The sequence below is a fragment of the Paracoccus versutus genome (assembly GCF_000763885.1).
GTDB lineage: Bacteria > Pseudomonadota > Alphaproteobacteria > Rhodobacterales > Rhodobacteraceae > Paracoccus > Paracoccus versutus.
In genome coordinates, this window is sequence record NZ_JRKO01000020.1 from 38,936 (window position 1) to 63,477 (window position 24,542).

At 68.4% G+C, this 24,542-nt stretch carries 25 protein-coding genes; 16 read left to right on the forward strand and 9 right to left on the reverse strand.

All coding sequences use genetic code 11. From position 1 onward, the window contains the following. Positions 1-18 precede the first annotated feature (18 nt). Positions 19-2,391 (reverse strand): penicillin acylase family protein, encoded by a 2,373-nt coding sequence (locus IT40_RS10725; protein ID WP_036754403.1) that lies wholly within the window; start codon positions 2,389-2,391, stop codon positions 19-21. Between the two features lie 240 nt (positions 2,392-2,631). Here IT40_RS10725 and IT40_RS10730 point away from each other — a divergent pair, with 240 nt between their 5' ends. The 4 genes from IT40_RS10730 (at position 2,632) to IT40_RS26745 (ending at position 4,960) form a co-directional block, all read left to right on the forward strand. Beyond that, positions 2,632-3,018, forward strand: coding sequence for a DUF6152 family protein (locus tag IT40_RS10730; RefSeq protein ID WP_036754405.1), 387 nt, complete (start codon positions 2,632-2,634; stop codon positions 3,016-3,018). Positions 3,019-3,021: 3 nt separating this feature from the next. Beyond that, positions 3,022-3,495 carry a DUF6644 family protein gene (locus IT40_RS10735; RefSeq protein ID WP_036754408.1) on the forward strand — a complete coding sequence of 158 codons (474 nt, stop codon included), beginning with the start codon at positions 3,022-3,024 and terminating at the stop codon, positions 3,493-3,495. Positions 3,496-3,609: 114 nt separating this feature from the next. Beyond that, complete coding sequence (locus IT40_RS10740) at positions 3,610-4,377, forward strand: adenylyltransferase/cytidyltransferase family protein (RefSeq protein WP_052095856.1); 768 nt, start codon at positions 3,610-3,612, stop codon at positions 4,375-4,377. Positions 4,378-4,405: 28 nt separating this feature from the next. Further along, entirely contained in the window at positions 4,406-4,960 is a 555-nt protein-coding gene (locus IT40_RS26745) for a HutD/Ves family protein (protein WP_052095857.1), read from the forward strand. Positions 4,961-4,991: 31 nt separating this feature from the next. Here the strand turns inward: IT40_RS26745 and IT40_RS27500 are convergent, their stop codons facing one another. The 7 genes from IT40_RS27500 to IT40_RS10780 all read right to left on the reverse strand — a co-directional run bounded on the left by IT40_RS27500 (position 4,992) and on the right by IT40_RS10780 (position 12,392). Continuing rightward, positions 4,992-6,161, reverse strand: a complete 1,170-nt coding sequence (locus IT40_RS27500) for a LysR substrate-binding domain-containing protein (protein WP_084197026.1) — start codon at positions 6,159-6,161, stop codon at positions 4,992-4,994. A 96-nt stretch (positions 6,162-6,257) separates the two neighbouring features. Next, positions 6,258-7,226, reverse strand: a complete 969-nt coding sequence (locus tag IT40_RS10755; protein WP_052095858.1) for a LysR family transcriptional regulator — start codon at positions 7,224-7,226, stop codon at positions 6,258-6,260. An 80-nt stretch (positions 7,227-7,306) separates the two neighbouring features. Then, positions 7,307-8,479, reverse strand: coding sequence for an acetylornithine deacetylase (gene argE / locus IT40_RS10760; RefSeq protein WP_036754411.1), 1,173 nt, complete (start codon positions 8,477-8,479; stop codon positions 7,307-7,309). Between the two features lie 55 nt (positions 8,480-8,534). Next, a complete protein-coding gene (locus IT40_RS10765) occupies positions 8,535-9,212 on the reverse strand; it encodes a DUF1028 domain-containing protein (protein ID WP_036754414.1) in 678 nt (225 codons plus the stop codon). 7 nt (positions 9,213-9,219) lie between these two features. Further along, positions 9,220-9,639, reverse strand: a complete 420-nt coding sequence (locus tag IT40_RS10770) for a RidA family protein (protein ID WP_036754417.1) — start codon at positions 9,637-9,639, stop codon at positions 9,220-9,222. Positions 9,640-9,657: 18 nt separating this feature from the next. Next, on the reverse strand, positions 9,658-11,112 hold the full coding sequence (locus IT40_RS10775) for a 4-hydroxyphenylacetate 3-hydroxylase family protein (protein WP_036754420.1): 1,455 nt from the start codon (positions 11,110-11,112) through the stop codon (positions 9,658-9,660). Between the two features lie 143 nt (positions 11,113-11,255). After that, entirely contained in the window at positions 11,256-12,392 is a 1,137-nt protein-coding gene (locus IT40_RS10780) for a branched-chain amino acid ABC transporter substrate-binding protein (protein WP_036754423.1), read from the reverse strand. A 284-nt stretch (positions 12,393-12,676) separates the two neighbouring features. Here IT40_RS10780 and IT40_RS10785 point away from each other — a divergent pair, with 284 nt between their 5' ends. The 11 genes from IT40_RS10785 (at position 12,677) to IT40_RS10835 (ending at position 22,395) form a co-directional block, all read left to right on the forward strand. Further along, complete coding sequence (locus IT40_RS10785) at positions 12,677-13,594, forward strand: branched-chain amino acid ABC transporter permease (protein WP_036754426.1); 918 nt, start codon at positions 12,677-12,679, stop codon at positions 13,592-13,594. 4 nt (positions 13,595-13,598) lie between these two features. Next, complete coding sequence (locus IT40_RS10790) at positions 13,599-14,777, forward strand: branched-chain amino acid ABC transporter permease (protein ID WP_052095859.1); 1,179 nt, start codon at positions 13,599-13,601, stop codon at positions 14,775-14,777. Further along, positions 14,774-15,565 carry an ABC transporter ATP-binding protein gene (locus tag IT40_RS10795; protein WP_036754429.1) on the forward strand — a complete coding sequence of 264 codons (792 nt, stop codon included), beginning with the start codon at positions 14,774-14,776 and terminating at the stop codon, positions 15,563-15,565. The genes IT40_RS10790 and IT40_RS10795 overlap by 4 nt, the downstream gene beginning before the upstream one ends. Then, positions 15,558-16,256, forward strand: a complete 699-nt coding sequence (locus IT40_RS10800; RefSeq protein ID WP_036754432.1) for an ABC transporter ATP-binding protein — start codon at positions 15,558-15,560, stop codon at positions 16,254-16,256. The genes IT40_RS10795 and IT40_RS10800 overlap by 8 nt, the downstream gene beginning before the upstream one ends. A gap of 336 nt (positions 16,257-16,592) precedes the next feature. Next, positions 16,593-17,858, forward strand: coding sequence for an ABC transporter substrate-binding protein (locus tag IT40_RS10805; RefSeq protein WP_036754435.1), 1,266 nt, complete (start codon positions 16,593-16,595; stop codon positions 17,856-17,858). Further along, on the forward strand, positions 17,858-18,577 hold the full coding sequence (locus IT40_RS10810) for an ABC transporter ATP-binding protein (RefSeq protein ID WP_036754438.1): 720 nt from the start codon (positions 17,858-17,860) through the stop codon (positions 18,575-18,577). The genes IT40_RS10805 and IT40_RS10810 overlap by 1 nt, the downstream gene beginning before the upstream one ends. Then, positions 18,574-19,287 carry an ABC transporter ATP-binding protein gene (locus IT40_RS10815; RefSeq protein WP_036754441.1) on the forward strand — a complete coding sequence of 238 codons (714 nt, stop codon included), beginning with the start codon at positions 18,574-18,576 and terminating at the stop codon, positions 19,285-19,287. Before IT40_RS10810 ends, IT40_RS10815 begins: the two co-directional genes overlap by 4 nt. Next, positions 19,287-20,150 carry a branched-chain amino acid ABC transporter permease gene (locus IT40_RS10820; protein WP_036754444.1) on the forward strand — a complete coding sequence of 288 codons (864 nt, stop codon included), beginning with the start codon at positions 19,287-19,289 and terminating at the stop codon, positions 20,148-20,150. The genes IT40_RS10815 and IT40_RS10820 overlap by 1 nt, the downstream gene beginning before the upstream one ends. 9 nt (positions 20,151-20,159) lie before the next feature. Continuing rightward, on the forward strand, positions 20,160-21,200 hold the full coding sequence (locus tag IT40_RS10825; protein ID WP_036754446.1) for a branched-chain amino acid ABC transporter permease: 1,041 nt from the start codon (positions 20,160-20,162) through the stop codon (positions 21,198-21,200). 21 nt (positions 21,201-21,221) lie between these two features. Continuing rightward, positions 21,222-22,055 carry an intradiol ring-cleavage dioxygenase gene (locus IT40_RS10830; protein ID WP_036754448.1) on the forward strand — a complete coding sequence of 278 codons (834 nt, stop codon included), beginning with the start codon at positions 21,222-21,224 and terminating at the stop codon, positions 22,053-22,055. 7 nt (positions 22,056-22,062) lie between these two features. Further along, positions 22,063-22,395, forward strand: coding sequence for a hypothetical protein (locus IT40_RS10835; RefSeq protein WP_036754450.1), 333 nt, complete (start codon positions 22,063-22,065; stop codon positions 22,393-22,395). A gap of 4 nt (positions 22,396-22,399) precedes the next feature. Here IT40_RS10835 and IT40_RS10840 read toward each other — a convergent pair whose 3' ends face one another. Beyond that, entirely contained in the window at positions 22,400-23,350 is a 951-nt protein-coding gene (locus tag IT40_RS10840) for a LysR family transcriptional regulator (RefSeq protein WP_036754453.1), read from the reverse strand. Between the two features lie 93 nt (positions 23,351-23,443). On the opposite strand from IT40_RS10840, the gene IT40_RS10845 reads away from it, so the two are divergent. Next, entirely contained in the window at positions 23,444-24,517 is a 1,074-nt protein-coding gene (locus IT40_RS10845) for a maleylacetate reductase (protein WP_036754456.1), read from the forward strand. Positions 24,518-24,542 lie beyond the last annotated feature (25 nt).

Below are 24,542 nucleotides of genomic sequence, written 5' to 3' on the forward strand. Positions count from 1 at the left end.
GCGATGGCCGGCCGGTTCCTAGCGCGGAACGGCGATGGTTTCGCGCGACACGGCGGTCGCCTCGACCTCGTCGCGGGTCAGCGCCTGTGGGCGGCAGTCGAAGCCCTCGTAAAGCGCCAGCTGGTCCTCGTAATGCGGCGAGGCCTCGCCCGAGGGGCTGATGAACCCGCTCTGGCCCGGAGGGGTCACGGCGCAGAACTCGGCCCTGCCGTCGCGGAAGGTGATCCGGTTGTTCTCGGTGCCGCGGTTCATCGCGGTGCCGATGGCGCGGACCTCGTCCTCGCCGGCCTGCGGGATGCCCAGGTAGTTGCTGGTCTCGAACACATGCTGCTTGATCTCGATGCGCCAGTCCGCGGGCTCCTGGCTGCCGAACCTGTCGGCCAGCCGCGCCGCCGCCTTGTCGAGCGAGGCGAGGATGATCTCGTTGCGGCCCCCCTCGTCGGCGCCGTTGAAGAAATCATGGGTCTGCGGCACGCCGGCCCGTTCGCCCAGCAGCGCGTTGTGCAGCATCTGCGCGGCGCGCGAGATACGGTTGTAAAGGATCGCCGGCGGGATGGCCGGGCTGTCGTCGCGCAGCACGTCCTCGACCATCACGTCCAGCCAGGCCTGGAACAGCCCCACCGCCGGGGTGGCGGCGCGGCCGTCCTCGGCCCGGATCTGCTGCCGGTCCCAGTTGCGCAGGATCTCGACCAGTTCGGCGCGCTGGCTTTGCGGATCGATGCCCTCGGCCGCATCGAGGATGAAGGGCAGGAAATAGCGGGCGTTGATGTCGAGGAAGCTGATCTCGCGGTTGATGTTCCAGACCTCCTCGGGGGTCAGCTTGTCCTTGGCGTCCAGCCGCGCGGTGATCTCGACCACCCGGTCGGCGCTGCCCCAGGGCGTGGCCTCGAAATTCGCGGCGTCCCCCTTGGCCGAGCGGTTGTTCCAGTTCGCGATCCAGCCCTGGCTGGGGTTATAGGCCTTGGGCGCATCGGCAAAGGGCCGCAGGCCCTGCCAGTCGTCCTTGCCCGGCTGGGCCGGCAGGCGCTGGTCGTGGCCTTCGGCGCGGACCGGGACATGGCCGGGCGAGACATAGCCGATATTCCCGTCCCGGTCGGCGTAATACCAGTTGATCGTGGTCGCGACCCTTTCCGCCTGGTCCAGCCATTCCTGGTAATTCTGCGCCTTGGTCGAGTTCACCCAGGCCATGAGCGTCGAGATCTCCTGCCCCTTCCAGGCGCGGTTGAAGGCATAGGCGGTCGCCGTCTCGGGGTCGATCTGGCCGACCACGCCGTAATCGCTTTCCCAGACCGTGGTCTCGACCTCGGGCTGGCCCTTGACGCGGAAGGTCTCGCGGCGCGCCGTCATCTCCTTCCAGCCGTCGCCGGCGCGGTATTGCCGCGGATTCTCGGGGTTCAGCTCCAGCCGGTAGTAGTCGTTCACGTCGCGCGGCCCGGCCGTGGCGCCCCAGCCGATGGTGCCATTGGTCCCGAACAGCACATTGGGAACCGCAAAGGGCGTGTTGCCGGTCAGGTCGAACCCGGCGCCATGCAGGCCGATGCTGAAGACATAGGACGGGTTGAAATTGCCGAATTGCGGGCCGTTGATCAGGATGGTGCTGCCGTCGGTGGTCTTTTGCGGCCCGGCGATCCACAGGTTGCTGGCGCGCGGACGCCCATCGTCGCCGGGCAGGTCCGGCGCGTTCAGCAGCGCGGCAAAGCGGCTGGCCGAAGGCGGGGTCAGCGCGGCCTTGCGCTGGTATTGCTCGCCCTCGGGCACGGTGGTCGGGGCCAGCGGGTCTTCGTCCCAGAACATCTGGTCGAAAAGCGCGCGTGCCTGTTCGGCGCCGAATTGCGCCTCCAGCTCGGCCAGCGTCCTGGCATTGGCCAGTTCGGAGCTGTAGCCCGAAAAGCGGCCGGCCATGGTCCCGACATAGATCATCGCCACGTCGAATTCGGTCCAGCGGCGGGGCTTGAAGCCGAAATCGTTGAACTGCTTGGGCATCAGCCCGGCCGGTTTGGCCAGAACCCGGTCCACCCACAGGTTGAAGCCCGCCGCATAGCCACGCAGGATGTCACGCTCTTCCGGCGCCAGCGCCTCGATCTGGCGGCGGATCTCGGCATGGTCGAACATCGCGCGGGTCTGGATGTCGAAGGGCAGCCGCTCGATGACCAGCACCTCGGCCACCTCGCCCAGGACCGAGCGCCGCGCCATCTCCATCTGGAACAGCCGGTCCTGCGCCACGCTGTAGCCGAAGCCCGCGTAAAGCCCATGCACGTCGTCGGCATAGACATGCGGCACGCCCCAGCTGTCGCGGATGATCTCGACCTTGGTGTCGGCCAGCGCCGGGCAGGCCAGAAGGGCAGAAAGGCCAGCCGACAGCAGCAGGCGGCCAAGCGAAGACCTGAGCATGTGATTCTCCTCCGGGTGCAAGCGCCTCCTCCGGCGCATGGCCATGGTTATCCTTAACCGTCCGGTCGGTCAATTATTGAAGGCACCCATCCGCCGGCGGCCGCCCTGCGCCGGCGGATGGGCCGAGGATCGCCGCGTTCACGCGATTGTCAGCCCCAACGGGCGCAGGCTGGCCGATCATGGTGGGGCGGCCCCATCCGCCGCGACGCAGTCCCGACCCACATCCCAAGGAGGTCCGACATGCAGATCCGAGCCCGCACCCTTTCCTCCGTCATGCTTGCCGCCGCGCTGGCGCTAGGCACCATGCCCGCGCTGGCGCATCACGGCTGGTCCTGGGCCGAGGGGGAACAGACGACGCTCGAGGGAACCGTCGAGAGCGTCTCGATGAGCCCGCCCCATCCCACGCTTCAGGTCCGCGACGCCCAGGGCACCGTCTGGCAGGTCGACCTGGGCAATCCCAACCAGACCGCCCGCTCGGGCTTTACCGCCGACACGGCAGAGCCGGGCGATGCGATCACGGTGATCGGCAATCGCAACCAGGATCAAAGCGCGCATATGAAGGCCGTCCGCATCGTGATCGACGGGCAGAACTACGACATGTATCCCGAGCGCATCCAGGCGGACTGAGCCGTGCAGGAACTCGCGGCCTGGGCCGAGGGCACCGCGCTTGCCGCGGCGCTGCGCCGGTCGGGCCATCTCTACATGGTGGTGAACGCCACGCATATCCTGGGCATCGCGCTGCTGCTGGGCGCGATCGTTCCGCTGGACCTGCGCCTTGTCGGGATCGTCCGCGGCGGGGCGCTGCGCGTGCTGGCGCCCTTCCTGTCCCGCGCGGCGGGGGCCGGGCTTGCCATCGCCCTTGCGACCGGCCCGGTGCTGTGGTCGGTCTCGGCCCGCGACTATCTGGCCAATGCCGCCTTTCGCTGGAAGATCGCGCTGATCGGCCTTGGCCTTGCGGTCGTCGCCCTGCAACATGCCGGCAAGGGCTGGCAACAGGCGGTCGAGACCGGGGTGCCCAGCCCGGATGCGCGCATCCTGGCGGCGCTTTCGCTGGCGATCTGGGTGTCGGTGCTGCTGGCGGGGCGCTGGATCGGCTTTCTGTGACGCCCCGCGCACCGCTGCATCGGAAATCCTGAGACGCTGGCAAGGGAATGGCGATTTTTTGCGGCGGCGCGGCTTCGCTAGTCTTGGGCAAACGGCCAGGACGACGAGTTGCCCATGACCCAGATTCCCTTTTCCCATCCGTTCCGCCCGGAACTGGTGATCCTGCGCAGCGGCATCGCGACGGGATCGGCGCTGCGCCGGGGCGTCGTCGTGCTGGGGAATTTCGACGGCTTCCACCGCGGCCACCAGTTCCTGATCCGCTCGGCCCGCCGGATCGCGGCGGATGGCCGCGCGGTCGGCGTCATGTCGGTCGAGCCCCATCCGCGCCAGGTGTTCTGCCCCGAGGCCGCGCCCTTTCGCCTGGCCCTGCCCGAGCAGAAGCACCGCACGGCGCGGCGCATCGGGCTGGACTACCTGTTCGAGCCGGTCTTCGACCGCGCCTTTGCCGGCATGACGCCCTGCGCGTTCATCGACGAGGTGCTGTGCCGGCGGCTGGGGGTTTCGCATGTCGTGGTCGGCGCGGATTTCCATTTCGGCGCGAAACGCGCCGGCACCACCCGGACCCTGGCGCAGGAATGCACCGCGCGCGGCATCGGCGTCACGGTGCTGCCGTTGCAGGGCGGCTTTTCCTCGACCGCCGCGCGCCAGGCGATCCTGGCCGGCGACATGCGGCAGGCACGGCGCTGCCTCGGCCGCCCGTGGGAAGGCGTGCTGGATGCCGGCCGGCTTGCGCCCGACCAGATCCGCCCGCCGGCGGGGCGCTATCTGGTCCGAACCCAGCGGTCCGCGCAGGCAGGGCCGGTCCGGCTGGACGCGGACGGCCGCATCCTGTCCCCCGAAAGCCTGCCGCGCCGGATCGAATTCCTGGATCGGCACGACTGATCCGCCTTGCCCGAGAAAAAGGAGCCCCATGGACCTGCCCCTGCACCTGCCGGCCAGCACCTATCGCACCATGCCGTGGAAGAACGGCACCGGCGCCACCGACGAGATCTGGCTCTGGCCGCCCCGCAGCGACCGCGACGCCTTTTCGATCCGCATCTCGCGCGCGCCGATCCTGGCGGATGGCGGCTTTTCCGCCTTTGCCGGCGCCGACCGGGTCATCACGCTGATCGAGGGCACGGGGCTGGTGCTGGATTTCGGCCATCGCCGCGAACATCTGGCGCCGCTCGCCCCGTTCCGCTTCGACACCGGCCTGGCGCCCCAGGGGCGGCCGGTCGGCGGTCCGGTCCGGGTCTTCAACGTCATGGCCGATCGCAACGACTGGACCATCCCCGATGCCGCGGTGCTTGAGAAGGGAACGGCGGAGGCGACCGGCCTGACCGTCCTCTTCGCGCTGGAAGCCCAGCAGGCCAGGACCGGCGGCCGCCTGCACGACTTGGCCCGTCAGGATACGCTGATCTGCGGGCCGGGCCCGCTGCGGCGCGGCGGGCGGGCGCTGGTCGTCACCCTAGCGCCCGCGGGCTGACGGGGGGCGCGGGCCGCCAGGCCCGCACGCATCAGGCCCGCGCGAATTTCTCGCGGCATTTCTGGGCGAAACGCTGGGCGGCGCTGGACAGCGCATGCCCCTTGCGCCAGGCCAGCACGATCTGCGACAGCGCATGATCGCCCGCCAGCGGCAGCGCCACCAGCGGCAGCCCGTCATAGCTCATGCTCGATGCGGGCTTGGTGCAAAGCAGCGTATAGCCCAGCCCATGCGCGACCATGCCCCGCACCATCTCGAACGAGGCCGAGCGATGCGCGATCAGCGGCTCGACCCCCTGCGCCTCGAGGATGCCGGTGAAATAGGCGCTGGAGGGCGGCGCATCCAGAAGCACCATCGGCTCGGCCGCCAACTCGGTCGGCAGGATCTCGGCCTGCCGGGCCATCGGATGATCCTCGGCCATCAGCACATAGGGCTTCAGCACGCTCAGCGCCTGCCAGTCGAAACGCTCGTCCAGGTCGTTGTCGTAGATCACCGCGATCTCGGTCTCGCCCGAGACCAGGCTTTCGGTCAGCCGGCGCTGGTCCCCTTCCAGCAGCTCGATGTCGAGCCCGCCCAGTTGCCGGATCAGCGAGGGCATCAGGAACGGCCCGAAGGTGTGGAAGCAGCCGACCTTCAGCTTGATCCCTTCGCCGTTCAGCACGCCCCGCATGCTGCGCGGCGCCTCGATCCGGCGCGACGAGCCATAGGAGCGGTTGGCATAGATCAGCGGCGAGCCGAGCCGCGCGCTATGCGTGTCCTCGACGCCGCACAGCAGGACGTGATGCGTGCCCACCCGCTCGGCCGACAGCACCCGGCATTCGAAGGCGACCAGCGGGTCGGCGACGCGGGGCGTGCCATTGGCCAGCACCACCCAGTCGGTGCATTCGAACTTGTCGCCCAGCTCGTCCTTGAAGCGGCCGGCGAAGGCTTCCGAGATATAGGACTGGTCCTCGCGCAGCACGTTCACGCAAAGGACGCCGTTCTCGATGATCTTCGGCGCCGCCGGGCTGAGGTGATGCACGCAGATCAGCAGCGTCGGCGCCTCGCCATCGGCCGAGACCGAGGCCATGGCCGAAACCGTGACGCCCGCCCTGCCCGCCGGCCCGTCGGTGGTCACGACATTCACCGTGCAGGCGGCATGGCTCATCCCGGCGACGAAACGGTCGCGCAGCGGGATCTGGGGCATCTGCGGGTCGGCATTCATGGCTGCTTTCCTTGCGTGGGGTTCGTTCCGATTGTCCTGAATGCAGATTGCCGGCTTTTGCCGTCGAGCCAAAATCGTGTTTTCCGCAGCTCTGCCTCAGGAAGATTGATGGGCCGGATGATCGGGGCCGCATTCGGTCTGCCCGGCCGGCAGCATGCCCGGCAGGGCGCCGTCGCCGATCACCTCGCGGCAATAGTCGACAAAGGCCTCGGCCGCGCGCGACCGGCGCAGCTCGGTCAGGGAGGCGATGCCGAAGGCGATGGATTGCGAGACGTCCTCGATCGGCAGATAGACCAGCGGCAGACCGTTCTCGGCGTGGCGGTTGGCAGGCCGGACGGTCATCATGCTGTAGCCGATGCCCGCCGCGACATAGGAACGCAGCGACGCGGTGGACGAGGTCTCCATCACGATCCGGGGGGTGCCGCCGATCTTGCGGAACATGCCCAGGAAATAGTCGCGCGTCAGCGGCGGGTCCAGCAGGACGAAGGGGTCGTCGATCAGCTCGGCCAGCCGGATCGACCGGCGCCCCGCCATGCGATGCCCGGCCCCGACGATGACATAGGTCCTGAGCCGCGCCAGCTCGATGAACGAGACATCCGGCGGCAGGTTCAGGTCATAGGTCAGCGCCAGGTCGATCCGCGCCAGCCGCAGCTTTTCCAAGAGATCGACCTCGCTGCCCTCGGTCATGGTCATCTGCACCGCCTCGTAGCGGCCCGAGAAGCCGGTCCAGAGTTCCGGCGCGATCAGCGGCGCGAAGGTGAAGAAGGTGCCGACATTCAGCGTCCCCGCGACATGGTCGTTCACGTCGCTGGCCACGTCGTAAAGCTCGGAGGCGGCGCGCAGCGATTCCTTGGCCGCGCGCAGCAGCCGGGTGCCCGCGGGGGTCAGCGACAGGCCCTGCGCGTGATGGCGCACGAAAAGCTGCACGTTCAGTTCGGTCTCCAGATGCGCGATGGCGGCCGAGATCGAGGGCTGCGAGATATTGACCTGCTCGGCGGCCTTCGTGACCGACAGCGTCTCGCCCGCCGCGATGAAATAGCTGAGTTGCCTGAGCGTGAATCGCATCGTCTTGGTCCCCTGTCATGCGCGCAAAGTGGCAACATTCTTTCTGCGCTGGCCCGCCGAAAGGGAAGCTGGTTCTTGGGTCAGGCCGCCGGCGCCTCCAGCGCGTCGAGCAGGCGCGACAGCATCCGGTCGCAGGCCGACAGCTGTTCGGCGGCGATGAATTCGTCGGGCTTGTGGCCCTGTTCCATGAAGCCCGGCCCGCAGATCGCCGTGGACATGCCCAGGCCCTGATGGAACAGCCCGCCTTCGGTCCCGAAGGCGACCTTGATCGCCGGCCCATCCTGGCCGGTGATGCGGCGCAGCAGCCGGACCGCGGGCGCGTCCTCGGGGGCATCGAGACCCGGATAGCCCGAGACCGTCTCGATCTCGATCCGTGCCTCGGGGAAACGGGCGCGATGCGGGGCGGCGATGGCCTCGGCGTCGCCGGCGATGGCGGCCAGGATCGCGGCGGGGTCGTCGGCGACGATGTTGCGGATCTCGAAGTCGATCTCGCAGCGGTTCGGCACGATGTTCAGCGCCGTGCCGCCCTGCATGAGGCCGGCATGGATGGTGGAAAAGGGAATGTCATAGGCCGGGTCGCGGGCGCCGGCTCGGACCAGTTCCTCTTGCCGGGCCTGAAGACTGGCGATGAAGGCCGCGCCCAGGTGCAAGGCGTTCAGCGCGTTCGGGGCCAGCGCCGAATGGCCCTCGCGGCCGTGGCAGCAGGCGCGGCAGGCGAGCTTGCCCTTGTGGCCGGTGGCGATGCGCATGCCGGTCGGCTCGCCCACGATGCAAAGCGCCGGGCGGTCGGGACGCGCGGCCAGCGCCTCGATCATGCCGCGCACGCCCATGCAGCCGATCTCCTCGTCATACGACAGCGCCAGGTGCAGCGGCCTGCGCAGGTCGCGCCGGGCGGCGCCGATCGCGGCATGGACCGCGGCGGCGACGAAGCCCTTCATGTCCGCCGTGCCGCGCCCGTAATAGCGCCCGTCCCGCTCGGTCAGGGCAAAGGGATCGACGCTCCAGTCCTGGCCGGCCACCGGCACCACGTCGGTATGGCCCGACAGCACCACGCCCCCCGGCCCCTCGGGACCGATGGTCGCCCAGAGATTGGCGCGGCTGCCATCGGCATGGGCGAAGCGTTCGACGCGCGCGCCCGCCGGCACCAGCAGCCCCTCGACATAATCCAGCAGGTCGAGGTTCGGGCGGCGGGACAGCGTCTCATAGGCAACCAGCCGGCGCAGGATGTCGACGGTCGAGGGGATCGCGGTCATGGAAATCCTTGTCGCAAGGACGGGGGGCGGAACGGGCCGCCCCCGCGTCGGGGGATCATTCGTCGCCGGGCACGCCATAGCTCGGCGCGGCGTCGGGGTTCAGCGCGCGGGTCACATAGGCGTCCATCTCAAGCCGCCAGCGTTCCCACAGGGCGGCGCAATCCTCGATGGGATCGCCCTCGCTCCAGTCGATGCGCAGGTCGGCGATGGGCCAGCTGACCTTGTCCACGATCAGCATGCCCATGGAATGCACCGGCCCCTCTTCGCCGCCCGCGGCGACCGAGGCGCGCATGCCCGCCAGCAGCCGGTCGCCCAGGTGCCGGCCCCTGGCCGCCATGAAGGCATCGACCATCTTCTGCGGGATCCCGGCCGAGCGCAGCAGGTTGCCCGCCGCCGCCACGCCCTCGCCATGGGCGATGCCATGCGTGCCCAGCGTCCGGGCGCCGGAACGCCCGGCGGTGCGGCCCGCCGCATCGACCAGCGCCAGCTGGCGATACTCGACATGCGACGCCCCGGCCACCAGCCGCTCCAGTGCCTCGGCCGCCGAAAGCCCCTGCGCCATCAGGTCCAGCCCCTTGGGCCCCAGGCTCGGGTCGGTGACGTTCTGGGTCGCGACCACCCCCACGCCCGCCCGCGCATGGGCGCAACGCGCCGCCACGCAGGGCGAGGAGGAGGAGACGGCGATGCCGAACATGCCGGTCTCGGGGCAGCGGGCGGAGATCGAGAAGGTCATGTCCGCCTCATGCGTCCGGGATGACGGCGGTGGCCTCGATCTCGACCACCCATTCGGGCCGGGCCAGCGCCGGAACCACGATCCCGGTCGAGCAGGGATGCACGCCCTGCAGGTGCCGGCCCATTTCCTGATAGACCGCCTCGCGATAGCGGATGTCGGTCACATAGACGACGATGCGGCAGATATGCTCCATCCGCGATCCCGCTTCTTCCAGCAGCATCCGAATGTTTTCCATGGTCTTGCGGGTCTGCATCGCCGGGTCGCCGACATGCAGGCATTCGCGGGTCTCCAGGTCCTGCGAAACCTGGCCGCGCAGGAAGACCATGGTGCCGCGGGCGACGACGCCCTGGCTCAGGTCGTTGTCCAGCTTCTGCTCGGGATAGGTCTCCCTGGTGTTGAAGGGGCGGATGCGGTGATGGATGGTCATGGTTTCTGCTCCGGTCGGTCAGTGTTTCGTGCCCCAGACCTGATCGGACAGGCCCGCGGATTTGTGGGTGAAGCGCAGCGCCTCGTTCCAGTCGAAGTTGCGATAGACCGCAGCCAGATGGGCGAAGGGCGGGGATTGCGCGAAAAGCTGGAAGGTCAGCCGGTGGCCGGCATAGTCCGAGTTCAGCAGGTCGCGCGCATAGGCCAGCAGCTTGCGGCGATCCTCGCTGCCCCAGTTCTCGTTCAGGGTGTAGAACTTGTCGAGCCAGGGCGCGGTCTCGGGATCGTCGAAGCAGGCGGCGTCCGGGGTGATGCAGATCTGGCCGCCGCAAAGCTCGCGCGCCAGGTGCATCATGTGATGCAGCTGCGAACAGGCCAGCACGCGGCCGGTCATCAGCAGCGACTGGTTCGGCATCAAGAGCCCGCCGGGGCTTTCCTCGGCCTCGGCGATGGCCGCGGTCAGGTGGGCGTTGATCCCCTCGCGATAGCAGGCCAGCGTCGCCAGCTTTTCCTGCACGGCCGGCTGATGCTCCAGCCCGGTCTGGCGCACGTTCCACAGCGCCGCGCCGATCAGCAGGTCGGCAAGCTTCAGATTGCGCTGCACGAAGGCGAAGGCGGAATAGCGGTGCAGCGTCGCGCGGATGAAGGTCGCGGCCTTGGTATGCTGGTAGAACAGCACGTTTTCCCACGGGATCAGCACGTCGTCGTAGATCACCAGCGTCTCGACCTCGTCGAAGCGGTTCGACAGCGGATAGTCCCTGGCCGGCGCGCGGCCGGCAAAGCCGGTGCGGGCGATGAAGCGCAGGTTGGGCGAGGAAAAGTCGCATACGAAGCCCACCGCGTAATCCGACATCGCCTCGTTGCCCCAGTTGGCGATGGTCGGCTTGGTGAAGGCCTGGTTGGCATAGGCGGCGGCGGTCTCGTATTTCGCGCCGCGCACGACGATGCCGGCGTCGGTTTCCCTGACCACATGCAGCAGCATGTCAGGATCCTGGTCCTGCGGCCGCTTGGAGCGGTCCCCCTTGGGGTCGGTATTGGCCGAGACGTGGAAGGGGTCGGTCATGATGACGCGGTGGATGTGGTTGCGGATGTTTTCCGAGAAACGCGGGTCCACCTCGTTCAGGATGTCCTGGCCGTCGAAAAGCGACCACATCTCGCCCGCCGTCTCGTCGCCGACGCGGGTGACGATGCCGCCGACCTCTTCCAGCACCGCATTGGTGGCGGCGCGCTTGGCGCGCCAGTCCTCGCGGGTGAAGGGCAGCTTGAGACCGACCGAGAAACGCTCGCCGTTCTCCTCGTAGCTCATCAGGTCGCGCGTGGCCTCGGCATGGGCCATGTCGTAGATATGCGCGCGAATGTCGACCAGCGGCTTGAACATCGGGTGCCGGGTGATGTCCTGCACGCGCTCGCCATTGATCCAGACGCGGCGGCCGTCGCGGATTGAGTCGCGATACTGTTCTCCGGTTCTTAGCATGATTTCCTCGGGATTGGCCTTTCGGCGGATGGGATTGGGCCGGGCGCGCTGGCCCTCGGCGGATCGGGCAGACCTCTCCCGTCCCTTGCGAGCGGGCGCGCAGGGGCGGGATCGGCCGGCGGGGATGGGTCGGTCAGCGGGCGTCAGGACTTGGCATAGGTGGTCCAGGCGCCGTCCTTGACGGTCTTGAGCTCGATGGCGATCGGGGTCTGGGTCTGGCCATTGGCGTCGAAGGTGATCTGGCCGGTGGCGCCGTCATGCTGGATGGCGCGGATCGCCTCGGCCAGCCTGGCCTTGTCCTCGACCCCGGCCTCGTTGATCGCCTGGATGATGATGTTCGCGGCGTCGAAGGCGTATTTCGTATAGGGGCTCATCGGCTCGGCAAAGCCCCTGGCCTGGTAGTCGGCCTCCATCCTGGCCAGCTTCGGCGTCTGCGAGGCCACCGGATAGGAGACGATGGTGTTCGCGGCCGCGTCGCCCGCCACCGCGATGAATTCCGGGTCGTAGAAGCCCGAGATGCCCAGCATCGGCTTGTCGAGCCCCACCTCCTTCATCTGCCGGGCCAGGATGCCGGCCTCGGTGATGACGCCGCCGAAATAGACCGCATCGACCTGCTTGCCCTTCAGCGAGGTCAGGACGGTGCGGAAATCGGTCGAGCCCACCGGCAGCAGGTCGGTCGAGACCACCTCGCCGCCCGCCGCGGGGACGAATTCGGCAATCGCCTCGGCGTTCGACTTGCCGTAGTCCGAGGTGTCGGCGATGACGGCGATGCGCTTGGCGCCCAGTTCCTTGACCATCCATTCCGCAAGCGGCTGGTTCTCGGTCAGAAGCGTCGGGGTGACGCGCGTCACCTCGGGCAGGTTCTGTTCGGTGATCGCCGGCGAGATCGCGCCCCAGATCACCAGCGGCGTCTGGAAGCGGGCAAAGACCGGCATGGTCGCCAGCGCCACGGGCGAGTTCCAGTGCCCGGTCGCGGCCACCACGTCGGGATCGTTCACCAGCTTCATCGCCGCGCCGACGCCGGTCTGCGGGTCCGAGGCGTCGTCCAGCACCACCGGCTCGATCTCATACTTGCCGGCGGGGTCGGCATTTGCCTGCTCGATGGCCAGCAGGAAGCCGTTCCGGGCGCCCAGGCCCTGCTGGGCGTTGCCGCCCGACAGCGGGCCCATGAAGCCGATCTTGATCTTGGCCTTCTCGGCGAAGGCGGGGGCGGCGAAAACCGCCGTCGAAAGCACGAGACCGGCCAGAACGGCGCGGCGGGTGGTGGGGATGAAAGCCATGGACCTCTCCTGTCGAAGCGGAAGTTTCCGCGGTCGCGTTTGCGTTGGGATCTGCCGCGTTGCCCGGCCGGGCACCCTTGCCGGGCGCTGGTCTGCCGGCCTCGCGGCTTGTTGTCGCACCCCGAACATCGACCGATTTCCGCCCGGCTGAGAAGTCGCATTAACTGAACCAGTGCCTCAAAAAATACGAAGCATCCGGCCCAGCATTTCATTTGCCTGACGGGCGATCCCGCCGTCATCTTCGTCGGAAAAACCAATCCAACGCATCAACACGGGAGGACGACATGGAAAGTCTGATCCTCCAGCACCTGCTTAACTGGCTGGTTCTGGGAAGTATTTACGCGCTGGTGGCGCTGGGATTCAGCCTGCTCTTCGGGCTGCTCAACGTCATCCATTTCTCGCATGGCGACGTGTCGATGATCGCCCCCTTCGTGGCGCTTGGCAGCCTTCAGGCGATCTTCGGCATCACCGGAGGCGCCATGGGCGTCCTGCCGATCCTGGCGGCGCTGGCCATCGCGATCCTGGTCACGGGGCTGATCGGCATCGGCGCGGACAAGCTGGTGATCTCGCGCTTTCGCCGCTCGCCGGCGATGATGGCGCTGGTGGCCACCGTGGCCCTGGGCACGGTGATCCGCGAGCTGATCCGGGGCTTCTATCCGCAGGGCTCGAACCCCAAGGCGTTCCCGGCCATCGCCCAGGGCTTCCTGGAGATCGGCCCGCTGCGCCTGCCCGCCCAGCCGGTGCTGATCGTCGGCACGACCGTGCTGGTCGTGGCGCTGATGTATGGGCTGATGCAGAAGACGCCCATCGGCACCCGCATCCGCGCCGTGGCCGAGGATGCGGCGACCGCGCGGCTGATGGGGATCACGCCCTCGCGCATCTTCGCCTTCACCTTCTTCCTCGCCTCGGCGGCGGGGGCGCTGGGGGCGCTGTTCTTTGCCAGCCATGCCGGGGTGGTGCGATTCGACTTCGGCGTGCAGCTCGGGCTGATCGGCTTTTCCGCCGCGGTGATCGGCGGGCTGGGTTCGATGACCGGGGCGATCCTCGGCGCGCTGGCCATCGCCGGGATCGAAAGCATCGTGCAGGCCAACATCGCCGACGGCGCCTCATACCGCCTCGTCTTCGCCTTCCTGCTCGTCATCCTGATGCTGTGCCTGCGGCCCTCGGGCCTGCTGGGCAAGCCCGTCTTCGAAAAGGTCTGAGCCGATGTCCACGACCCTGACCAATATCCACAGCCGCACGACCCTGCCCGCCAGCCTGATCGTCGCCGCGACCGAGATCGGCGGCGCGATCCTGCTGGGCGCCTTTCTGCTGGCGGAATCGACGCCGCTGGTGGTGGCGCTGCTGGCGGTGATGGGCGCGCTGTTCGCCGCGATGCAGTATCGCCCGCAGATCGAGGAGGTGATCGTCGCCGCCTTCCACGACGCGCGCGGGCTGGCCACGGCGCTGGCCGTCGCCATCGTGCTGATCTATCCGTTCTTCCTGGGCGGCAACACCTATGCGCTGCACCTGCTGATCGTCTCGCTGCTTTATTCGGTGCTGGCCCTGGCGCTGAACTTCCAGCTCGGCTCGGCCAATATCCCGAACTTCGCCACCGGCGCGACCTATGGCATCGGCGCCTATACCTCGGCGCTGCTGGCGATCCATCTCGGCTGGAGCTTCTGGGCGACGCTGCCCGCCGCCGCCATCGTCGCCACCGTCTTCGGCTTCCTGCTGGGCATCCCGTCGATGCGCACGCGCGACAGCTACCTGGCGCTGGTGACGATCGCCTTCGGCATCGTCATCCACCAGATGCTGAACAACCTCAGCTGGACCGGCGGCCCGAACGGCCTGGTCGGCATCCCGGCGCCCAGCCTGCTGGGCCATTCCTTCATGCGGCCCATCGAGCTGTTCGGCTTCCGGCTGCCGTCGCAGGCGAATTTCTACTATCTCTCGGCGGCGCTGCTGGGGCTGGCGATCCTGTCGGCCAAGCGGCTGCACGAAAGCCGCGTGGGCCTGGCCTGGAACGCGATTCGCGCCGACGAGCTGGCGGCGAAATGCCAGGGCATCAACGTGGTCTGGTACAAGATCCTGGCCTTCGGCGTGGACGCCTTCCTGGCCGCCTTCGCCGGCACGATCTATGCCTTCTACATCTCGTATATCTCGCCCGACAACTTCACCTTCCTGGTCTCGGTCACGATCATGACCATGGTGATCGTCGGCGGCATGGACAACACGCTGGGGGTGATCCTGGGCGCCTTCCTGCTGACCATGCTGCCCGAAAAGCTGCGGGTGTTTTCCGACTACCGCCTGCTGTTCGTCTCGGTCGTGGTGATCCTGTTCCTGATCCTGCGCCCCAAGGGGCTGTTCCCGCAACGCCAGCGCCATTACGGAGGCCAGCGATGACCACGCCGCTGCTGAAACTGAGCGGGCTCGGCATCCGCTTCGGCGGCCTCGTCGCCCTCGATGCCGTCGACCTGACCGTCGCCCCCTCGACCATCACCTGCATCATCGGCCCGAACGGGGCGGGGAAATCCACGCTGTTCAACCTGATTACCGGGATCTACCGCCCGACCTCGGGCACCGTGGCCTTGCAGGGCGACCCGATCACCGGCCTGCCCGCCCACAGGATCGCCGCGCGCGGCATCGCCCGCACCTTCCAGTCCTCGCGCCTGTTCGAGGACCTGTCGATCCTCGACAACGTCATCATCGGCATGCATGGCCGCACCCGCACCGACGTGCTGACCGCGCTGCTGCGCCCGGCGAAGTCCCGGCGCGAGCTGGAGGCCTGCGCCGCCGAGGCCGAGACGATCCTGCGCGGCATCTCGGACGAGCTTTTCGCCCGCCGCTACCAGCCCGCCGGCATCCTGCCGCAGGCCGACCGGCGCCGGCTGGAGATCGCCAGGGCGCTGGCCTCGCATCCGAAGCTGATCCTGCTGGACGAGCCCTCGTCCGGCATGGACGACCGCGACACGGCGGCGCTGATGGCCGATATTCGCCGCGTCATGGCCGACAATCCCGGCCTGTCCTTCCTGATCATCGAGCACGACATGCGGCTGGTCGCCGAATTGCCCGACAATGTCGTGGTGATCGACTATGGCAAGAAGATCGCCGAGGGAGATTTCGCCACCGTGCGCCAGCTTCCCCGCGTGCAGCAAGCCTATCTCGGACAGAAGGCGGTCGAACATGCTTGAACTCAGCAACGTCAGCACCTCCTATGGTCCCGTCGCCATGCTGCGCGGGGTCAGCATGACCATCGGCAAGGGCGAACTGGTCTGCCTGCTCGGCCCGAACGGCGCCGGCAAGTCCACCACATTCAAGGCGCTGACCGGGCTTTTGCCGCTGGACGGCGGCGCGGTGCGGATGATGGGCCGCGACATCGCGCGGCTGGGCACCGAAAAGCTGGCCGCGCTCGGCGTCGGCTTCGTCCCCGAGGGGCGGCGGCTGTTCCCGACCCTGACCGTGCGCGAGAACCTGAAGCTCGGCTACGACGCCTCGGGCTGCGCCATCCCCTTCGAGACCCGGCTGGAGCTGATCCACGACATGTTCCCGCGCATCCGCGAGCGCATGAACCAGCAGGCCAACACCATGTCCGGGGGCGAACAGGCCATGGTGGCGCTGGCGCGGGCGCTGATCGGCGATCCCGAGATGCTGGTGATGGACGAGCCCTCGCTGGGCCTGTCGCCCAAGCTGATCGACGAATATTTCGAGACCGTGGTCCGCATCCATGCCGAGGGCAAGACCGTGCTGCTGATCGAGCAGAATGCCGAGACCGCGCTGTCGATCTCGGACCGGGGCTATCTGCTGGTGCGCGGCCGGATCGCGGTCAGCGGCACCCGCGCCGAGATGCTGCGGGACGACACGATCCGGCACATGTATCTGTGACCGCCGGGACGGGTCGCCCCCCGCCGACCCGTCCCATGCAGGCCCCCGCCAAGGTGAATGCCTTGCAGCGCCGTCCCCCGGCGGGGCGGCGCTTCTTGCCGCGTCGCGGAAAGGCCGGCCGGATCTTCGTCGCGGTAATCGGCGGGATCGGTGCCGCCCCGCCCGCGGATGCAACCCGCATGGATATAACCCAAGGGTATATTTCTGCGCGACCATGCGATGATATGGCCGCCTTCCCCAAGATAGAGTGCTGCCTCAGGACGCTTGCCGCAGGCGCCGGCCAGAGGAGGGCCGCGCCACCGCGACGGGATGCGGCGGATCATGGGAGGTTAGGCAATGCTCAACAGACGGACATTCATCGCCTCGGGCGCGGCGCTGGCGGGGCTGGGGCTGGGGCGCCCGGCGCTGGCGCAGCGCAAGGCGATCAGGATCGGCTATGTCAGCCCGCAGACCGGGCCGCTTTCGGCCTTTTCGGCCTCGGACGCCTTCACCGTCAGGCAGTTCCTGGCCGCCGCGCCCGGCCTTGGCCTGGACGTCGAGGTCATCGTCAAGGACAGCCAGTCCAACCCCAACCGCGCCGCCGAGGTGGCGCGCGAACTGATCAGCCGCGACGAGGTGAACCTGATCCTGGTGGCATCGACCCCCGAGACCACCAACCCGGTGTGCAGCGTGGCGGAATCCGAGGAGATCCCGGTGATCTCGACCGTGGCGCCCTGGCAGCCCTGGTTCATCGGCCAGCAGGGCAACCCGGCCGACCCGGAAAGCTGGCAGGAATTCGACTATGTCTATCACTTCTTCTGGGGGCTCGAGGACAATGTCCGCGTCTTCATGAACATGTGGGACGCCGTTCAGACCAACAAATCGGTCGGCGCGCTCTGGCCCAACGACAGCGACGGCAATGCCTGGTCCTCGGACGTGGGCATGCCGCCCGCGCTGGCCGAGGCCGGCTATCGGCTGACCGATCCGGGCCGCTACCAGAACCTGACCGACGATTTCAGCGCCCAGATCAACGCCTTTAAGCAGGCACAGGCCGAGATCCTGGTCGGCATCCCGATCCCGCCGGATTTCACCACCTTCTGGACCCAGGCCCGCCAGCAGGGCTACCGGCCCAAGCTGGTCTCGGTCGCCAAGGCGCTGCTGTTTCCCGAAAGCATCGCCGCGCTTGGCGAGCTGGGCGACAACCTGACCTGCGAGGTCTGGTGGTCGCCGCAGCACCCGTTCCGCTCGTCCCTGACCGGGCAAAGCGCGGGCGAGCTGGCCGCCGATTTCGAAACCGCGGCCAAGCGGCAATGGACCCAGCCCGCCGGCTTCGTCCATGCGCTGTTCGAGGTCGCCGCGGACGCCATCCGCCGCACGGACGACCCGACCGACGGCGATGCGCTGGCCGAATCCATCGCCGCCACCGACCTGCAGACCGTGGTCGGCCGCGTCGCCTGGGGGCAGCAGAACGTGCCCGAATTCGCCCGCAGGAACGTCGCCAAGACGCCGCTGGTCGGCGGGCAATGGCGCCGCAAGCAGGACGGCGGCTTCGATCTGGTGATCGTCGAGAACGCGCTGGCGCCCGAGATCCCGCTGGGCGACAGCATTCGGACCTTGGCGTGATGGCGCTGCTTTCGCTGCAATCCGTGTCGAAAAGCTTCGGCGCGCTGAAAGTCACCGACGATGTCAGCTTCGACCTGCAACCGGGCGAGGCGCTTGGCATCATCGGCCCCAACGGCGCCGGGAAATCGACGCTGTTCAACCTGATCACCGGCAACCTGCGGCCGGATTCCGGGCAGATCCTGCTGGACGGGCGCGACGTCAGCGCCGATTCGGTCATGGCGCGCTGCGCGGCGGGCATCGGCCGTTCGTTCCAGATCCCGCAGCCCTTCGGCCACCTGTCGGTCTATGAAAACCTGCTGGTCGCGGCGCGCTTCGGCGGCGGGCTTGCGGCGGCCGAGGCGCCGGGGTTCTGCATGGACATCCTGCGCCGCACCGGGCTGGCCGGCGTGGCCGACAGTCCCGCCGGCGGCCTGCCGCTGCTCAGCCGCAAGCGACTGGAGCTGGCGCGCGCCATGGCGACGCGGCCGCGGGTGCTGCTGCTCGACGAGATCGCCGGCGGGCTGACCGATGCCGAATGCGTCGAGCTGGTCGCCACCATCCGCGCCATCCATGCCGAGGGCACCGCCATCGTCTGGATCGAGCATGTGCTGCATGCGCTCAACAGCGTGGTCGGCCGGCTGATCGTGCTGAATTTCGGCCGGCTGCTGATGGTCGGCGACGTCAAAACGGTGATGAACTCGGCCGAGGTGCGCGAGATCTACCTGGGGGCCGAGGTATGAGCGAACCCATCCTGTCGGTTTCCGGCCTGACTGCGCATTACGGCGATTTCCAGGCGCTGTTCGGCGTCGACGTGGCGCTGGAGCAAGGCGAGGTCGTGGCCATCATCGGCGCCAACGGCGCCGGCAAGACCACCCTGATGCGGGCGATCACCGGCATCGCCCGCGTCAGCGCCGGCCGCGTCCGGCTGGACGGGCGCGACATCACCGGCACCCCGGCGCCCGACATCCTGATGGCCGGCATCGCCATGGTTCCCGAAGGGCGGCGGCTCTTCCCCTCGCTCAGCGTCGAGGAGAACCTGCTGATCGGCGCCCATGCGCGCCGCATCCAGGGGCACTGGAACTTGGAAAGCGTCTATCGCCTGTTCCCCGTCCTGCGCGAGCGGCGCGACCATCCCGGCACGGCGCTGTCGGGCGGCCAGCAGCAGATGGTCGCCATCGGCCGGGCGCTGATGTCCAACCCGCGCGTGCTGCTGTGCGACGAGCTGAGCCTCGGCCTCGCCCCGGTGGTGATCCGCGAGATCTATGCCGCCTTCCCCGAGATCCGCGCCAGCGGCGCCTCGATCGTGGTGATCGAGCAGGACGTGAGCCAGGCGCTGAAGGTGGCCGATTACGTGCATTGCATGATGGAGGGCCGCATCACCCTGTCCGGCCGGCCGGCCGAGCTGTCGCGCGACGCGATCCACGACGCCTATTTCGGAGCGACCCACTGATGTTTTCGCTGGATACAATCGTGCAGGGCCTGCTGCTGGGCGGGCTATACGCGCTTTTCGCCGCCGGGCTCAGCCTGGTCTTCGGCATCATGCGGCTGGTGAACCTGGCGCATGGCGACCTGATCGTGCTGGGCGCCTATCTGATCCTCGGCCTGGGCACGGTGACGGGCATGAACCCCTTTGTCGCGGCGCTGATCGCCATGCCGCTGATGTTCGGCCTGGGATGGCTCTTGCAGACCCGCCTGCTGAACCGCGTGCTGGGCGAGGACATCCTGCCGCCGCTGCTGGTCACTTTCGGGCTTTCGGTGGTGATCCAGAACGGGCTGCTTGCCGCCTTTACCGCCGACAGCCGCAAGCTGGCGGCGGGGCCGGTCGAATCCGCCTCGGTCGCCATCGGGCCGGTGCATATGGGCGTGATGCCGGTGTTGACGCTGGCCACGGCGGTCGCGGTGATCCTGGGGCTGAACCTGCTGTTCTACCGCACCGCGCTGGGACGCGCCTTCCGCGCCACCTCGGACGATGCGGTGACGGCGCAGCTGATGGGCATCCGGCCGCAGCGCATCTTCGCCATGGCCACCGGCATCGCCCTGGTCGTCGCCGCCATCGCCGCGCTCTACCTGGGCACGCGGGCGAATTTCGACCCGTCCATCGGGCCGGCGCGATTGCTCTATGCCTTCGAGGCGGTGATCATCGGCGGGCTGGGCAGCCTCTGGGGCACGCTGGCCGGAGGCGTGGTCATCGGCCTTGCCCAGACCATGGGCGCGGCGGTCAACCCGGAATGGCAGATCCTGGCCGGGCATGTCGCCTTCGTGCTGATCCTGATGGTCCGCCCGCGCGGGCTGTTCCCCCGAGCCATCGACTGAAAGGGCGCCATGATGAAAACCACCTTTCCCGCATATCGCCCCCTGGCGCTCGCTGTCCTTGCCGCAGCCGCCCTGGCGCTGGTGCCGCTGATCGGACCGCGCGCCGTGGTGCAGGACCTGTTCGGCATCCTCTGCCTGCTGGTGCTGGCGCTGAACTGGAACATGCTGGCGGGCTTTGCCGGGCTGGTTTCGGTCGGGCAGCAGGCCTTCGTCGGCATCGGCGCCTATGCCATGTTCGCCGCCGTCATCCTGTTCGGGCTGGACCCGCTGGCCGGCGTGCTGCTGGGCGGGCTGGTCGCCATGGCGCTGGCCGTGCCGGTGGCCTGTTTCGTCTTTCGCCTGAACGGCGCCTATTTCGCCATCGGCACCTGGGTCGCGGCCGAGATCGCCCGGCTTGGCCTGGGCCAGTGGAAGGCGCTTGGCGGCGGCACCGGCACCTCGCTGCCCAAGGGCACGACGCGCGACATGCTGGGCGTCGGGCCGGTCAAGGAATGGCTGGGCGTCTCCAGCGCGGCGGCCAGCGACATCGTGCTTTACTGGCTGGCCTTGGGGCTGGTGCTGGTGACGCTGGGCATGTCCTGGGCCTTCCTGCGCTCGCGCATGGGGCTGGGATTGCAGGCGATCCGCGACAATGCCATGGCCGCGCGTTCGGTGGGCGTCGATCCGGTGCGGCTCAAGGCGCTGGTCTTTCTGCTGACCGCCTTCGGCACCGGCCTTTGCGGCGGGCTGCTGTTCATCCAGATCACCCGCATCACCCCGGACGCGGCCTTCTCGCTGTTGGACTGGACCGCCTTCGTGCTGTTCGTTGTGGTGATCGGCGGCATCGGCACCCTGCCCGGCCCCATCGTCGGCGTGGTGGTGTTCTATGCGCTGGAGCGGCTGCTGTCGGATTACGGCAGCGCCTATCTGATCGTGCTGGGCCTGTTCGGCATCGCGGTCATGCTGTTCGCCCGGCGCGGCATCTGGGGCAGCCTGTCCGGGCGCACCGGGCTGGAGCTTCTGCCGCTGGGCCACCGCGCCCCCGACCCTGCACCGGCCCTCCGGCCCTGAGATTCAAGAAAGGAAAGCATCATGTCCTATTTCACCGAAGCAGGCTCGGTCGAGGCGGTGAACGCCCGCATGGCCGAGGACATCGACCCGCGGCTGCGGCAGGTGATGGCCTGCCTGGTCAAGCACCTGCACGCCTTCGCCAAGGAAATCGCCCTGACCCAGGAGGAATGGGAGATCGGCATCGACTTCCTGACCCGCACCGGCCAGATCTGCTCGGGCGAACGGCAGGAGTTCATCCTGCTCTCGGACGTGCTGGGCTTTTCCATGCTGGTCGATGCGATCAACAACCGCCGCCCCGAGGGCGCGACCGAGAACACCGTCTTCGGCCCCTTCCATGTCGAGGGCGCGCCGATCCGCGAGATGGGCGCATGCATCAGCCTGGACGGCAAGGGCGAAAGCTGCCTGTTCGAGGGCCGGGTGCTGGACCTGGACGGCAATCCCGTCGAGGGCGCGACCGTCGATGTCTGGTCCGACAATGCCGACGGCTTCTATGACGTGCAGCAGCCGGGCATCCAGCCGAAATGGAACAATCGCGGCCGCTTCGTCACCGGGCCGGACGGGCGCTACAGCTTTGTCGGCATCAAGCCGGTCAGCTATCCGATCCCCGACGACGGGCCGGTCGGGCAGATGCTGGGCAAGCTGGGCCGCCATCCCTATCGGCCGGCGCATATGCATTACATGGTGACGGCGCCGGGCTATCAGCGCGTCGTCACCCATACCTTCGTCGCCGAGGACGACTATATCGCCGACGATACCGTCTTCGGCGTCAAGGAGACCCTGATCGCCCCCTTTCAGCGTATCGACGGCGACACCCTCTGGCGCTCGCCCTTCGACTTCATCCTTGTCCCTGCCTGAGCCGATCATGCCCAACGTCAAGATCTATATCGACGAAACCCGCCTTACCGCCTGCCGCGACGCCATCGAGGACGCGCTGCCCCGGCTGCGCGACCTGCTGTGCGACGGGCTGGCGGTCGAGGCCAGCGCCTGCCAGATCGCCGCGCTGCCGGTGGTGGGCCTGCCCGACCAGCCGCAGGTGAATGCCGAGTTGCTGATCCTGCCGCGCAGCGGGCGCACGCCGGAACGGATCCGCGCCGTCGCCGGGACCATGCGGCAGATGCTGGAACAGGCCAGCGGCCTCGACGTCGCGGTGCGGGTGGGCATGCTGGACCCCGAGACCTATCTGGCGCTGAAATAGACCCTCAGCCGCGCCTCCGCGTCACCTGCTGGTCGTGTTCCATCCGCGCGGTCAGCCGGGCGAATTCCTCGGTCAGGAAGGCGATCAGCTGGCGCATGGCCGGCGGGCCGGGGCGGTTCTCGGGCATCAGCAGGCCCAGCTGCCGCTCGGGGTGGTCGATGCGCAGCGGCAGCGCCTCCATCGGCACGCTGCGGCGCGACAGGAACACCACCGAATAGGGCAGCACGGTCAGCGCGTCGGAACCCGCCATCACCGACTGGATCGAGGCCAGCGTGCCGCCCGAGAAGCTGACGTTGAAATCCTCTTGCCCGATGGATTTCAGCGCCCGCTCCAGGTCGCGGTAAAGCGGGCTGTTCGCCGGCGGCGCGATCCAGGTATAGGGGGCCAGGTCGGCCTGGGCGATGGCCTTGCGCCGGGTCAGCGGATGGCCGGCGCGGGCAGCGACCACGTTGCGGCTGGGCAGGACCGGGGTGAAGCTCAGCCCCGGCGGCACCTGGCTGGGATGCAGGGGCAGGATCGCCATGTCCAGCGCGCCATTGCGCAAGGACGCCTCCAGCGTATCGACATAGCCATAGGACTGGTCGATCTGCACCTCGGGGTGGCGCATCTGGAAATCCGCGATCATGGTCGAGACCACCCCGTCCATGAAGATCGGCGAGCCGCCGACCCGCAGCCGCCCGGCATGGCCCTTGCGGAAGCGCTGGACCAGCAGGCTGGCCTCCTGGTTGGCAGCACGGATGCGGGCGCCGAACCGCGCCAGGCTCAGCCCCAGCTCGGTCGGGCGCAGCGGCCGGCGGCCGGGCTGGAACAGCGGCATGCCGATGCGCTTTTCCAGCAGCGCCATGCTGCGCGAGACCGAGGGCTGCGACTTGCCAAGCGCCTCGGCCCCCTCGGTCAGCCCGCCCTTCTCGACGATCACCGCCAGGATTTCCAGATGTTCGCTGTCAATTTTCATAACTCATTATCATATTATGTTCCGTTCATCCGATCAATATCTGTCTTTGGCCGGTGTAGCTTGCCCAGGACCAGGATCGAGGGAGGAAAACCAGTGTCCTTTTTCCGCGAGGAATTCACCGCGCAAAGCCCGGCCGTCCGCGTGCGGTTCGGCAGCGGCCTGCGCAACAGCATCGCCGACGAGATCGACGCGCTCGGCGCCCGCCGCGCGCTGATCCTGACGACGCAGCAGCAGGCCGGGATGGCCGATGAGTTCGCCGCGCTTTGCGGCGACCGCGCGGCCGGCCGGTTCACCGGCGCGACCATGCACACCCCGGTCGAGGTCTCGGAACAGGCGACCGAACATGCCCGCAGCATCGGCGCCGACGTGCTGGTCGCGGTGGGCGGCGGCTCGACCACCGGCCTCGGCAAGGCCATCGCGCTGCGCACCGGCCTGCCGCAGATCGTCGTGCCCACCACCTATGCCGGCAGCGAGGCGACGCCGATCCTGGGCCAGACCGAAAACGGGCTGAAGACCACGATAACCGACCGCCGCGTGCAGCCCGAGGTCATCCTCTACGATGCCGAGCTGGTCGCCACCCTGCCGGTGGCCATGACCGTGACCAGCGCGCTCAACGCCATGGCCCATGCCGCCGAGGGGCTTTACGCCCGCGACCGCTCGCCCCTGACCTCGCTGATGGCGGTCGAGGGGCTGCGCGCCTTTCGCGACGCCCTGCCCCGCGTCATCGCGGCGCCCGGCGACCTGGCCGCGCGGGGCGAGACGCTTTATGGCGCCTGGCTTTGCGGCTCGGTGCTGGGCCAGGTCGGCATGGCGCTGCACCACAAGCTTTGCCACACGCTGGGCGGCAGCTTCGACCTGCCCCATGCCGAAACCCATGCCGTGATCCTGCCCCATGCCATCGCCTATAACGCGCAGGCGGTGCCCGAGCTGCTGGCGCCGGTGGCCGAGATCTTCGGCGATGCCGATCCCGGCCAGGCGCTGCACCGCTTCGCCCGCGAAAGCGGCGCGCCGCTGGCGCTGCGCGACCTGGGCCTGAAGGAGGCGGACCTGGACCGCGCCGCCGAGATCGCCACCCGCAACCCCTACTGGAACCCGCGCCCGGTCGAGCGCGACGCCCTGCGCCGGCTGCTGGCCGCCGCCTGGGCGGGCGAGGCGCCGGGCCGCTGAGCCGCCGCCCGCGCGACCACCCGTT